Source organism: Variovorax sp. Soil_C_12, assembly GCF_057657375.1.
The window spans coordinates 547,654-560,522 of sequence record NZ_JBDGIO010000003.1 but is presented as its reverse complement, the minus strand read 5'-3'; the positions used below and the strand labels follow the sequence as shown (position 1 = coordinate 560,522).

At 69.3% G+C, this 12,869-nt stretch carries 13 protein-coding genes; 12 read left to right on the top strand and 1 reads right to left on the bottom strand.

Features of this window, described 5'->3' with window-relative positions; all coding sequences use genetic code 11:
* Position 1 precedes the first annotated feature (1 nt).
* From paaK to AC3A6X_RS11370, 12 genes are all read left to right on the top strand, one after another.
* Positions 2-1,321, top strand: a complete 1,320-nt coding sequence (gene paaK, locus AC3A6X_RS11425; RefSeq protein ID WP_487842268.1) for a phenylacetate--CoA ligase PaaK — start codon at positions 2-4, stop codon at positions 1,319-1,321.
* Between the two features lie 11 nt (positions 1,322-1,332).
* Complete coding sequence (gene paaA / locus AC3A6X_RS11420) at positions 1,333-2,343, top strand: 1,2-phenylacetyl-CoA epoxidase subunit PaaA (RefSeq protein ID WP_487842267.1); 1,011 nt, start codon at positions 1,333-1,335, stop codon at positions 2,341-2,343.
* Entirely contained in the window at positions 2,340-2,717 is a 378-nt protein-coding gene (paaB, locus tag AC3A6X_RS11415) for a 1,2-phenylacetyl-CoA epoxidase subunit PaaB (protein ID WP_487842266.1), read from the top strand. Before paaA ends, paaB begins: the two co-directional genes overlap by 4 nt.
* A 13-nt stretch (positions 2,718-2,730) precedes the next feature.
* A complete protein-coding gene (gene paaC / locus AC3A6X_RS11410; protein WP_487842265.1) occupies positions 2,731-3,504 on the top strand; it encodes a 1,2-phenylacetyl-CoA epoxidase subunit PaaC in 774 nt (257 codons plus the stop codon).
* A complete protein-coding gene (paaD, locus tag AC3A6X_RS11405; RefSeq protein ID WP_487842264.1) occupies positions 3,504-4,037 on the top strand; it encodes a 1,2-phenylacetyl-CoA epoxidase subunit PaaD in 534 nt (177 codons plus the stop codon). Before paaC ends, paaD begins: the two co-directional genes overlap by 1 nt.
* Before the next feature lie 6 nt (positions 4,038-4,043).
* Positions 4,044-5,129, top strand: a complete 1,086-nt coding sequence (gene paaE / locus AC3A6X_RS11400; RefSeq protein ID WP_487842263.1) for a 1,2-phenylacetyl-CoA epoxidase subunit PaaE — start codon at positions 4,044-4,046, stop codon at positions 5,127-5,129.
* 34 nt (positions 5,130-5,163) lie between these two features.
* On the top strand, positions 5,164-6,315 hold the full coding sequence (locus AC3A6X_RS11395) for an ABC transporter substrate-binding protein (protein ID WP_487842262.1): 1,152 nt from the start codon (positions 5,164-5,166) through the stop codon (positions 6,313-6,315).
* Between the two features lie 259 nt (positions 6,316-6,574).
* On the top strand, positions 6,575-7,603 hold the full coding sequence (locus AC3A6X_RS11390; protein WP_487842261.1) for a branched-chain amino acid ABC transporter permease: 1,029 nt from the start codon (positions 6,575-6,577) through the stop codon (positions 7,601-7,603).
* Positions 7,600-9,441, top strand: coding sequence for a branched-chain amino acid ABC transporter ATP-binding protein/permease (locus AC3A6X_RS11385; RefSeq protein WP_487842260.1), 1,842 nt, complete (start codon positions 7,600-7,602; stop codon positions 9,439-9,441). The genes AC3A6X_RS11390 and AC3A6X_RS11385 overlap by 4 nt, the downstream gene beginning before the upstream one ends.
* A complete protein-coding gene (locus AC3A6X_RS11380) occupies positions 9,438-10,184 on the top strand; it encodes an ABC transporter ATP-binding protein (protein WP_487842259.1) in 747 nt (248 codons plus the stop codon). Before AC3A6X_RS11385 ends, AC3A6X_RS11380 begins: the two co-directional genes overlap by 4 nt.
* Before the next feature lie 124 nt (positions 10,185-10,308).
* The gene (locus tag AC3A6X_RS11375; RefSeq protein WP_487842258.1) at positions 10,309-11,226 is read left to right on the top strand and encodes a DUF72 domain-containing protein; all 918 of its coding nucleotides are present in this window, start codon (positions 10,309-10,311) and stop codon (positions 11,224-11,226) included.
* Positions 11,223-11,681: a DUF4259 domain-containing protein gene (locus AC3A6X_RS11370; protein ID WP_487842257.1), complete on the top strand. Its 459-nt coding sequence runs from the start codon at positions 11,223-11,225 to the stop codon at positions 11,679-11,681. The genes AC3A6X_RS11375 and AC3A6X_RS11370 overlap by 4 nt, the downstream gene beginning before the upstream one ends.
* A 17-nt stretch (positions 11,682-11,698) precedes the next feature.
* Here AC3A6X_RS11370 and AC3A6X_RS11365 read toward each other — a convergent pair whose 3' ends face one another.
* Entirely contained in the window at positions 11,699-12,796 is a 1,098-nt protein-coding gene (locus tag AC3A6X_RS11365; protein ID WP_487842256.1) for a substrate-binding domain-containing protein, read from the bottom strand.
* Between the last annotated feature and the right edge of the window lie 73 nt (positions 12,797-12,869).

Here is a 12,869-nt window from a genome sequence, read left to right as displayed (position 1 = left end):
CATGCCCGTGAAACGCCCCGCGCCCGGCGAGCTCGAGCCCATCGAAAGCGCCAGCCGCGACGAGATCGCCGCGCTCCAGCTGCAGCGCCTGAAGGCCACCCTGCAGCGCGCCTACGACCAGGTGCCGCATTACCGCCAGGCCTTCGAGGCGCGCGGGGTGCATCCCGACGACCTGAAGCAACTGAGCGACATCGCGAAATTCCCCTTCACCGTCAAGAAGGACCTGCGCGACAACTATCCCTTCGGCATGTTCGCGGTGCCGCGCGAGCAGGTGGCACGCATCCACGCCTCCTCGGGCACCACCGGCAAGCCGACCGTGGTGGGCTACACCCTGCAGGACATCGAGCACTGGGCGAATCTCGTGGCGCGCTCGATTCGCGCCGCAGGCGGGCGGCCCGGCGACATCGTGCACGTGGCCTATGGCTACGGCCTCTTCACCGGCGGGCTCGGCGCGCACTACGGTGCCGAGCGCGCCGGCTGCACCGTGATCCCGATGTCGGGCGGCCAGACCGAGAAGCAGGTGCAGCTGATCCGCGACTTCCGGCCCGACATCATCATGGTCACGCCCAGCTACATGCAGGTGATCATCGAGGAGTTCCAGCGCCAGGGGCTGGATGCGCGCGAGAACTCGCTCAAGGTCGGCATCTTCGGTGCCGAGCCCTGGACCGAGGCCATGCGCCGCGAGATCGAGCACAAGGGCGGCATGGATGCGGTCGACATCTACGGCCTGTCGGAAGTGATGGGCCCGGGCGTGGCCAGCGAGTGCATCGAGAGCAAGGACGGCCCGGTGGTCTGGGAAGACCATTTCTATCCCGAGATCATCCACCCCGAGACCGGCGAAGTGCTGCCCGACGGCGAGGAGGGCGAGCTGGTCTTCACCTCGCTCACCAAGGAGGCGCTGCCCATCATTCGCTACCGCACGCGCGATCTCACGCGCCTGTTGCCGCCCACCTCGCGCAGCTTCCGCCGCATGGGAAAGATCGTCGGTCGCAGCGACGACATGCTGATCATTCGCGGCGTCAACGTCTTCCCGACGCAGATCGAGGAGATCGTGCTGGCGCACGAGAAGCTCTCGGGCCAGTACCTGATCAAGGTCGGCCGCGAAGGCCACCTGGACCACGTGGAGGTGCGTTGCGAGCTGCAGCAGGGGGCCGCCGACCTTCCCGATGACGAGTGCGACCAGATCGCGCAATGGGTGCAGCAGCGCGTGAAGACCCTGGTCGGCATCTCGACCACGGTGCTGGTGCAGCCCCCCGCCACGCTCGAGCGCACGCTGACCGGCAAGGCCCGGCGCGTAATCGACGAGCGCCCCAAAACCTGAAAGGACACGCCATGTACACGCAGGCCATGGACACCATGGGCAAGGACAAGGACGGCCCCAAGGCCGTGCGCTCGGCCGAGGAGATGCGGCTGGAAGAGCGCTTCGACGAACGCATCGATGCCGGCGGCTTCATCGAGGCCAAGGACTGGATGCCCGAGCACTACCGCAAGACGCTGGTGCGCCAGATCAGCCAGCATGCGCATTCCGAGATCGTCGGCATGCTGCCCGAGGGCAACTGGATCAGCCGCGCGCCCACGCTGAAGCGCAAGGCCATCCTGCTGGCCAAGGTGCAGGACGAGGGCGGCCATGGCCTTTATCTTTACGCCGCCGCCGAGACCCTGGGCACCAGCCGCGACCAGATGCTGGACGCGCTGCACAGCGGCAAGGCCAAGTACAGCTCGATCTTCAACTACCCGACGCTGACCTGGGCCGACATGGGCACCATCGGCTGGCTGGTGGACGGCGCGGCGATCATGAACCAGGTGCCGATCTGCCGCTGCTCCTATGCGCCCTATGCGCGCGCCATGATCCGCATCTGCCGGGAAGAGAGCTTCCACCAGCGCCAGGGCTACGAGGCGCTGCTCACCATGATGCAGCACGGCACCGAGGCGCAGAAGGCCATGGTGCAGGACGCGGTGAACCGCTGGTGGTGGCCCTCCATCATGATGTTCGGCCCGCCCGACGACCAGTCGCCCAACAGCGCGCAGTCCATGCGCTGGGGCATCAAGCGCTTCACCAACGACGAGCTGCGGCAGAAGTTCATCGATGCCGCGGTCGAGCAGGCCAAGGTGCTGGGCGTGACCCTGCCCGATCCCGACCTGAAGTGGAACGAGGAGCGCCAGGCGCATGACCATGGGGCTATCGACTGGGCCGAGTTCTGGCGCGTGATCGGCGGCGACGGGCCTTGCAACCGCGAGCGCCTGGGCGCGCGCGTCAAGGCCTGGGACGAGGGCGCCTGGGTGCGAGAAGCGGCCCTGGCGCACGCGGCAAAGCACGAACGAGCAGAAAGGTTGGCAGCATGAGCAGCGTTGAAGAAGGCACCTTGCCCTCCCCTGGTGAGGGGAGGGTGGGGGTGGGGTCGAGCACGGAAACCCCGAAGGCCACCGCGTCCGAAGGACGCGAGTGGCCGCTGTGGGAAGTGTTCGTCCGCAGCAAAGCGGGCCTGGACCACAAGCACTGCGGCAGCCTGCATGCGCCCGACCCCAAGATGGCGCTGCAGATGGCGCGCGACGTCTACACGCGGCGCCAGGAAGGCGTGAGCGTCTGGGTGGTGCGCTCGGACCAGATCGTCGCCAGCGACCCCGGCGACAAGGACATGTTCTTCGACCCGGCGGAAGACAAGGTCTACCGCCACCCGACCTTCTACGTGCTGCCGAAGTCGGTGGACCACATGTGAGTTGAAGCGCCCCATGCAAGCCTCCATCGAACTCGACCGCAGCGCTTCCGTGCAGTACCTCCTGCGCATCGCCGACACCTGCCTCATCCTCTCGCAGCGGTTGGGCGAATGGTGCGGCCATGCGCCGGCGCTCGAAGAAGACATCGCCATGACCAACATGGCGCTGGACCTGGTGGGCCAGGCGCGCGCGCTCCTCACCCGCGCCGGCCAGCTCGAAGGCCGCGCGCACGACGAGGACCAGCTCGCCTTCCTGCGCGACGAGCGCGACTACTTCAACGCCACGCTGGTCGAGCTGCCGCGCGGCGACTTCGCTTTCAGCGTGCTGCGCAACGCGATGGCCGCGACCTTGCTCAAGCTGCTATGGGAAAAGCTCGAAGCCTCGAGCGATGCCGAGGTGGCCGCCATCGCCGCCAAGGCCATCAAGGAAGCGCGCTACCACCAGCAGCATGCGGCCGACTGGGTGGTGCGCCTGGGCGACGGCACCGACGAATCGCGCTCGCGCATGGAGGCCGCCCTGGCCCAGCTGTGGCGCTACGTGCCCGAGCTCTTCGCAGCCGATGCCGTCGACGAAGCGGCCCGCGCCAGCGGCCTGGGCCCGGCCTGGTCCGAGCTGCGGGAGGCCTGGTTTGCCGAGATGGCTTCGGTGCTCGAGGAGGCCACCCTCGCGATGCCGGCCGAGTCGGCGTTCATGAGCACCGGCAAGCGCGGCGTGCACAGCGAGCACATGGGCTACATCCTGGCGGAGATGCAGCACCTGCAGCGTGCCTATCCGGGCGGAGTGTGGTGATGAATGCATTGCGCTCTCCTGCCGCCGACGAGGCCCGCGTCGCGCACGCCTGGGACGTGCTGGGCACGGTGCTCGACCCCGAGGTACCGGCCTTGTCGGTCTGCGACCTGGGCATCGTGCGCGAGGTGCTGCCGCGGGAGGAGGGCCTGGAGATCGTGCTCACGCCGACCTATTCCGGCTGCCCGGCCACGGAGGTGATCGAGCGCAGCGTGCTCGACGCCCTCGACGCCGCGGGGCTCGGCCCGGCGCGCGTGACGCTGCGCCGCGCCCCTGCGTGGACCACCGACTGGATGAGCGCCGAAGGCAAGCGCAAGCTGCGCGAGTACGGCATTGCACCGCCGGGCGCGGCGTCCCTGCCGGGCGGCGCGGTCCCGATCCGCCTGGTGCGGCGCCAGGCCGCCGCGCCGGTGGCCTGCCCGCATTGCGGCAGCGCCCACACCGAGCGTCTGTCGGCCTTCGGGTCGACGGCCTGCAAGTCGCTCTACCGCTGCCTGGATTGCCGCGAGCCCTTCGAGCACTTCAAACCCCTCTGAGGCCCCATGAGCGTCATCTTCCACCCGCTGCGCGTACGCAGCATCGAACCCGACACCGCCGAGGCGGTGGTCATCTCCTTCGACGTGCCCGAGGAGCTGCGCGGGGTCTTCGGCTTCACCCAGGGCCAGTACCTCACCCTGCGCAAGGAGATCGACGGCCAGGACCTGCGCCGCTCCTATTCCATCTGCGCCGGCGTCGACGACGGCGAGCTGCGCGTGGGTGTGCGCAAGGTGCAGCAGGGCCTGTTCTCCAGCTGGATCAACAGCTCGCTCCAGCCCGGCGACACGCTGCAGGTGATGGCGCCGCAGGGCCGCTTCTTCGTGCCCATCGAGCCCAAGGCGCGCCGCCACCACGTGGGCATCGCGGGCGGCAGCGGCATCACGCCCATCCTCTCGATCATGAAGACCGTGCTGGCGCGCGAGCCGCAGTCGCGCTTCACGCTCATCTACGGCAACCGGCAGCTACGGTCCACGATGTTCAAGGAGGAGATCGAGGACCTGAAGAACCGCTACATGACGCGTCTGTCGCTGCAGCTCGTGTTCTCCGACGAGCACACCGACGTGCCGATCAACGCGGGCCTGATGAACCGCGAGAAGATCGCCGAGTTCCTGCAGGGCCTGGTGCCGCCCGGCAGCATCGACCATGTCTACATCTGCGGCCCCTTCCAGATGAACGACGAGGCCGAGGCCGCACTGCTGGAAGCCGGCGTGCCCGAGGAGCGCATCCACATCGAGCGCTTCGGCCTGGCCCAGTCGCCCACCGGCACCGTGGGCGCGGTGGTGCACGAGCCGCAGCCGGGCGATGCCGAGACGGCGCGCATCACCATCGTGCGCGACGGGCTGGCGCGCGAGATCCCGTTCACCAAAGGGCAGCCGAGCATCCTCGACGCGGCCTCCTCCGCCGGCCTGGAGGTGCCGTACTCCTGCACCTCGGGCGTGTGCGGCACCTGCCGTGCCAAACTCCTGGAAGGGGAAGTGCGGATGGAGCGCAACTTCGCGCTCGACAAGAATGAGGTTGCAGGCGGCTTTATCCTCACCTGCCAGGCACATCCCCTGACCGAGCGCGTGCGGCTGTCCTTCGACGAACGCTGAGCGCGGGCGATTTATCAACTACCGGAGACTGTTCATGAATTCTTTCACCCGCCTCGGCGTGGCACTGCTGTGCGCCATGGCCTTCGCCGCGCAGGCCGACGTCAACGTCGGCGTGACGCTGTCGGCGACCGGGCCGGCCGCCTCCCTCGGCATCCCCGAGAAGAACACCATCGGGCTGATGCCCAAGACCATCGGCGGGCAGAAGATCAACTACATCGTGCTCGACGACGCCTCCGACACCACCGCCGCGGTGTCGAACACGCGCAAGCTGATCAGCGAGAACAAGGTCGACATCGTGCTCGGCTCGACCGTGACGCCGAACTCGCTGGCCATGATCGACGTGGTGGCCGAGGAGAAGGTGCCGATGATCTCGATGGCGGCCTCGTCGCGCATCGTCGAGCCCATGGATGCCAAGCGCAAGTGGGTCTTCAAGACGCCGCAGAACGACATCATGATGTCGCTCGCCATCGCCGAGCACATGGCCGCCAACGGCGTGAAGACGGTGGGCTTCATCGGCTTTTCCGACGCCTATGGCGAAGGCTGGTTCCAGGAGTTCACCAAGGCCGCCGAGCTCAAGAAACTCAAGGTCGTGGCCAACGAGCGCTATGCGCGCAGCGACACCTCGGTCACCGGCCAGTCGCTCAAGCTGATCTCCGCCAAGCCCGATGCCGTGCTGATCGCCGGTTCGGGCACGCCGGCCGCGCTTCCGCAGAAGACGCTCAAGGAGCGTGGCTATGCCGGCAAGGTCTACCAGACCCACGGCGTCGCCAACGCCGATTTCCTGCGGGTCGGCGGCAAGGACGTCGAGGGCACGCTGCTGCCTTCCGGCCCGATGCTGGTGGCGTCGCAGCTGCCGGATTCGCACCCGGTCAAGAAATCCGCGAAGGCATACGTGGAGGCCTACGAGGCCGCCAACGGCAAGGGCAGCGTGTCCACCTTCGGCGGCCATGCCTGGGATGCCGGCCTGATCATGAGCGCCGCGATCCCCGTCGCGCTCAAGAAGGCGCAGCCCGGCACGCCGGCCTTCCGCGCCGCGCTGCGCGATGCGCTGGAAGAGGTGAAGAACATCCCCGGCGCGCATGGCATCTTCACCATGTCGCCCACCGACCACCTGGGCCTGGACCAGCGCGCGCGGGTGATGGTCAAGATCGAGAACGGCGCCTGGAAGTACCAGCCAGCGGACTAAGCTCTGCCCCAGTTGGCTCACTTCGTGTAGCCGCCCACCCCCGCACCGGGGGCAACACCAGCGGCCCGGCAAAGCCGGTTCCGCGGTGGCACTTGGCTCGCCCCCAGGTTGGCTCACTTTGTGTAGCCGCCCACCCCCTACCTGGGGCAACACCAGCGGCCCGGCAAAGCCGGTTCCGCGGTGTTTCCCGAAGGGGGCCGCGTTCGTTTTTGAGCAATGAGTCAATTGGAGCCTTTGCGCTCTGCGTCGGAGTGGATGCATGGACATGCAAATCGCCCTGATCCTGGGGCAGGACGGTATCGTCAACGGGGCGATCTACGGGCTCATGGCGCTGGCCCTGGTGCTGGTGTTCTCCGTGACCCGCGTCATCTTCATCCCGCAAGGGGAATTCGTGGCCTTCAGCGCGCTGTCGGTGGTGGCGCTGCAGGCCGGCCGCGTGCCGGCCACGCTGTGGCTGCTGCTGGTGCTGGCGGCGGCGGCGCTGGTCGTGGAGCTGTGGCGCTGGAAGCGCGGCGCGGCCGTCGACTGGGCCTCGACCCTCGCCTGGTGCGTGGTGCTGCCGCTGGTGGCCTGCGCGCTGGTGCTCCTGCTGCGGCCCGAATCGCAGTTCACGCAGACGCTCGCCGCGCTCGCCGTGATCGTGCCGCTGGGCCCGCTGCTCTACCGGCTGGCCTACCGCCCGCTGGCCGATGCGACCGTGCTGACGCTGCTGATCGTCTCGGTGGCGTTGCACGGCGTGCTGGTGGGGCTGGGGCTACTCTTCTTCGGCGCCGAGGGCTCGCGCACGCCTGCCTTCTCGGAGATGCGGCTGGACCTAGGCGGCGTCGCGATCACCGGCCAGGCGCTGGTGGTGGTGGCCGTCACGGCCGCGCTGGTGGTGCTGATGTTCCTGTTCTTCGAACGCTCGATCGTGGGCAAGGCGCTGCGCGCCACCGCGATCAACCGCGTGGGCGCGCGGCTGATGGGCATTCCCACCGGGCTCTCGGGCGACCTGAGCTTCGCGCTGGCGGCGGCGATCGGCGCGGTCTCCGGCCTGCTGATCGCGCCGATCACGACCATCTACTACGACACCGGCTTCCTGATCGGCCTGAAGGGCTTCGTGGCCGCCATCGTCGGCGGGCTGGCCAGCTATCCGCTGGCGCTGGCGGGCGCGCTGATCGTGGGCCAGCTCGAGGCCTTCTCTTCCTTCTGGGCCAGCGCCTTCAAGGAGGTGTTCGTCTTCACGCTGATCATTCCCGTGCTGTGGTGGCGCTCGCTCAGCAGCCGGCATGTGGAGGACGAGGAATGACGCGGCGGCATCTGACGCTGGCCTTCATCGTCGCGCTCGCGGCGGTGTGGGGCTTCCTGCCGGACTTCTCGGTCACGGTGCTCAGCTACATCGGCCTCTACGCCTTGGTCGCGGCCGGCCTCGTCATGCTCACCGGCGTGGGCGGCATGACTTCCTTCGGCCAGGCCGCCTTCGTCGGCGCCGGCGCCTATGCCACGGCGTGGATCTGCACGTCGCCGATGGTCGCCTCGGCGCTGGGCGGCATCAGCCCGGCGCTGCTGCCGTGGATCGGCCTGCTGTTCGGCATTGCCGTGACCTTCCTCATCGCCTGGGGCCTGGGCGCGATCACGCTGCGGCTGTCGGGCCACTATCTGCCGCTGTGCACCATCGCCTGGGGGCTGAGCTTCTACTTCCTGTTCGGCAACCTCGAGTTCCTCGGCGGCCACACCGGCGTGGCGGGCGTGCCGGCGATCGTGGTCGCCGGCGTCTCCTTCGCCTCGCCGCGCTCGCTGGGCCTGGTCATCTGGGGCGTGCTGCTGCTGGCGTTGTGGGCGCTGCACAACCTGCTCGACTCGCGCGAGGGGCGCGCCATCCGCGCGCTCAAGGGGGGCCGGGTGATGGCCGAGTCGATGGGCGTGGACACCGGCCGCTACCGCATCAAGGTCTTCGTGCTGGCGGCGCTGCTGGCGGCCCTGTCGGGCTGGCTCTACGCGCACCTGCAGCGCTTCATCAACCCCACGCCCTTCAACCTCAACATCGGCATCGAGTACCTGTTCATGGCGGTGGTCGGCGGCGCGGGCCATCTGTGGGGCGCGGTGCTGGGCGCGGCGCTGATCACCCTGCTGAAGGAGCAGCTGCAGGACATCCTGCCCAGCCTGCTCGGATCGAGCGGCAACTTCGAGGTGATCGTGTTCGGCCTGTTGATGCTGGTGGTGCTGCAGCGCTTTGCCGACGGGCTGTGGCCGACGCTCGCGCGGCTCGTCAACCGGTTCCTGAAGCCCGCCGCAGTGCGTGCGCCGCGCCAGGTGCTGGCGCTGCCCGCAACCGCCTTGCCGCCGCGCGGGCAGATCGTGCTGGAGGCCAAGGCCGTGACCAAGCGCTTCGGCGGCCTGGTGGCCAACGACGCCGTCGGTCTCGACGTCAAGGCCGGCGAGATCCATGCGCTGATCGGGCCTAACGGGGCGGGCAAGAGCACCTTCTTCAACATGGTCTCGGGGGTCGACGATCCGACCGAAGGCGAGGTGCGGCTGATGGACCGGCCGATGACCGGCAAGCCTTCGCGCGCCTTTGCGGCGCTGGGCCTGGGCCGCACCTTCCAGCACGTGCGCCTGCTGGGCCAGCGGCGCGTGATCGAGAACGTCGCGCTGGGTGCGCACAGGCGCGGACAGCGCGGCTGGATCGCTTCGATGCTGCGGCTCGACCGTGCGGAAGAGGCCGCGCTGCTCGCGCAGGCGCGCCAGCAGATCGAACGCTGCGGACTCGGCGAATTCGCGGAAGTCCCGGCAGGCTCCCTGGCGCTGGGCCAGCAGCGCGTGGTCGAGATCGCGCGCGCCCTGGCGGGCCATCCCGCGGTGCTGCTGCTGGACGAGCCCGCGGCCGGCCTGCGCCATTTGGAGAAACGCGCGCTCGCCACCTTGCTCGACCAGCTGCGTGCCGAGGGCCTGGGCATCCTGGTGGTGGAACATGACATGGAGTTCGTGATGAATCTGGCCGATCGCGTCACCGTGCTGGAGTTCGGCGCCGTCATCGCGCGCGGCACCCCGGCCGAGGTGCAGTGCGATCCCAAGGTGCTGGACGCCTACCTGGGCGGGGTGGACGAGCCCGCGAATGAAGGCCGCCTGGTGGAGCAGACGGCATGAGTGCATCAGCCCTGCTCCAACTCGAAGACTTCTGCGTCTCCTACGGCCCCGTCGAGGCAGTGCACCACGTCGACCTGCGCGTCGACACCGGCGAGATCGTCACCGTGATCGGCCCCAACGGCGCCGGCAAGACCACACTGCTGTGCGCGGCCATGGGCCTGCTGCCCTCGCGCGGCCGGGTGCTGCTGGGCGGCGAGGCCATGACGCGCATCAGCGTGGAAGCGATGGTGGCGCGCGGCGTCGGCCTGGTGCCCGAGAAGCGCGAGCTCTTCGGCGAGATGCCGGTCGAGGACAACCTGCTCCTGGGCGGCTTCTCGCGCTGGTGGCGCGGCGAGCGCGACCAGCGCCAGCGCATGGACGAGGTCTTCGCCATCTTCCCGCGCCTGGCGGAGCGCCGCGCGCAGATGGCCTCCACCCTCTCTGGCGGCGAGCGGCAGATGCTGGCCATCGGCCGCGCGCTGATGGCACGCCCGCGCCTCCTGATGCTGGACGAGCCCTCGCTGGGCCTGGCGCCGCTCATCGTGCGCGAGGTGCTGCAGGTCGTGTCTTCGCTGCGCAAGCACGGCGTGTCGGTGCTGCTGGTGGAGCAGAACGCGCGCGCCGCCCTGCAGGTGGCCGACCGGGCCTATGTGCTGGAGATGGGCGCGGTCGCGCTGCAGGGCGCGGCCTCGGAACTGCTGCACGACCGCCGCATCATCGACACCTACCTGGGGCTGGGGGCGCGAGCCGACAAGATGGCATAGCGAGCGCGGCATGCGCGGCCTTGTCCTTCACCGCGGGGCCGCGCCGCGGCACAGAATCGCGCGCCGAGGCCCGGCATCCCGCGCGGGCCGGCACGCGAAGGCTCTTTCAGGGGGCCAGGAAACCATGGCTGGAAGACCCGGCGAGACCCGCATCGGCATCTCAGGCTGGCGTTATGCGCCCTGGCGCGGCAAGTTCTATCCCAAAGGGCTGCCGCAGCGCCAGGAGCTTGCCTTCGCCTCGCGCATGCTGCCCACCATCGAGCTCAACGGCTCCTTCTATTCGCTGCAGCGGCCCGAGTCGTACCTGGCCTGGCACGACGAGACGCCGGACGGCTTCGTGTTCGCGGTCAAGGGCTCGCGCTACATCACTCACATGCTCCGGCTGAAGGACGTACGCACCGCGTTGGCGAACTTCCTGGCCTCGGGCGTGCTGGCGCTGCGCGCCAAGCTGGGGCCGATGCTGTGGCAGTTGCCACCTTCGATGGCCTACGAGCCGGAGCGGCTCGACGAATTCTTCTCGCTTCTGCCGCGCGACACGAGTGCGGCGCTGACTCTCGCGCGCGAGCACGACGGTCGGCTCGAGGCCCGCACCTGGCTCAAGCGCTCCGCGAAACGGCCGCTGCGGCACGCGGTGGAAGTGCGCCATCCGAGCTTCGTCGCCCCGGACTTCATCGCCATGCTGCGCCGGCACGGCATCGCGCTGGTGGTCGCCGACACGGCCGGACGCTGGCCGCTGCTCGAGGACCTGACGGCCGACTTCGTGTACCTGCGGCTGCATGGGGACAAGGAGCTCTATGCGAGCGGCTACGACGATGCCGCGCTCGACCGCTGGGCTGCGCGGATCGACGCATGGCGCCAGGGCCGCCAGGTGAAGGATGCACGCAAGGCCTCGACCCGCGCCGCGCCGCGCCGAGCCCGGCGCGACGTGTACTGCTACTTCGACAACGACATCAAGGTGCATGCGCCCTACGACGCCGCGAACCTGGCGCTGCGGCTGGGCGTGCCGACGGGGCTGGGGCCTGATGGAGAATTCGCTGCATGATTTTCTTCAAGCACGCCTGCATCGCCGCCATCGCGTCGCTGCTGACCTTGTCGGCTCACGCGGGCGCCTGGGGCGAGGGCGCCTTCGACAACGATGCCGCGCAGGACTTCCTGGCGGAATGCACGCGCTCGGCGGACGCGGACCTGGTCTCGCAGGCCATCGAGCTGGCGCTGGTCGCGAGCTTCGTCGATGCCGATGACGGGGCGGCAGCCGTGGCCGCCGGCGAGGTGATTGCCGGCGCCCTCGGCAGCAGCGCGGCGCCGAGGACGAAGGTGGTGCCATGCCTGGCCGCGGTGCCGCGCGACCAGCTCCGGGCGCTGGCGCTGCGTGCAGTACAGGCCGCGGACCGGGTGGCGGACCCTGCCGTTTCCGAACTCGCGCAGCAGTGGGCCGAGGAGAAGCCGAACCGCTGGTCGATCGGGCTGCGGCAGCTGGCGGCGCGTCTTCGGCGTTAGGAACGCTTGGCGCCCGACTACCGCCTCGGCCCCTTGAAGCTCCACCACGGCAGCAGCGCGCTCAGCGACTGCACCTCACCGCTGCCGGCGCTCTCGTAGCCCGCGAGCGTGCCGAGCTGGTGCTGCCAGGCGGCGCTGCGCAGCAGCACCAGCAGCGCCTGGACGGCCGGTTGGTCCAGCGCCGACTTGAGGCAGGCCAGGTGGTAGCGCTCGTTCACCAGCGGCACGAAGCCCAGGCCCGCGCCGCGCGCGGCCGACTCGATGCCCAGGCCCGCATCGGCCCGGCCCGAGGCCACCGCGTGCGCGATCGCCGCATGCGAGGGCTCATCGCGTTCGTAACCATCGAGCGCATCTGCGTCCAGGCCTTCCTGCGCCAGCAGCTCGTCGAGCAGCACGCGCGTGCCGGTGCCGAGTGCGCGATTCACGTAGCGCGCGCGCAGCTGCACGACGTCGGCAATTCCGCGCAGGCCCAGCGGGTTGCCGGGCGCGACGATCAGGCCCTGGGTGCGGCGCGCGAAGCCGATGATCTTGTGCAGGCCAGGCTTGAGCAGCGGCTTGTAGGTGCGCTGCGCGAGCGAGCCGGCAGGCGGCCGCTCCAGCGTGTGGAAGCCCGCCATCACGCAGCGCCCTTGGTTGAGGGCGCTGATCGCGTCCACGCTGCCGGTGAAGCGGATGTCGAGCTGCAGCCGCGCGCGCTCGGCCGCGTGCGCGCGCAGCAGCGCCAGCGCATCGTCGTGGCTGGCATGCAGGCTCAGCACATGCTGGCTGTCGTCGAAGGCCATCGCGAAGGCGCGCTCCAGGTCGGCATGCAGGGCCTCGATCTGCGGCGCGAGCCGGGCCTGCGCCTGGCGCTCGGCCCACAGCAGCTTGTCGCCGAACTCGGACAACTGCGCCGAGCGGCCTTGCTCGCCACTCACCAGCGGATGGCCGAGGTTCTGCTCCCAGCGCCTGAGCTCGCCCCAGACATGGCGGTACGACAGGCCCAGCGCCCGCGCCGCGGACGAGATGGAGCCGTGCTCGCGCACCGCGTGCAGCAGTTCCATCAGCGGGTTGCGGATCAGCGTGCGGCCGCTGCGGCGCGGGGCGATGGCGTAGGACAGTTCGATCTGTTGCACGTTGGGGCAGCGAAGGCGGGATTGGCGCAAAGGATTATGCAAAGCCCGCCCGCCACCTATGCAAGTGCTTGCA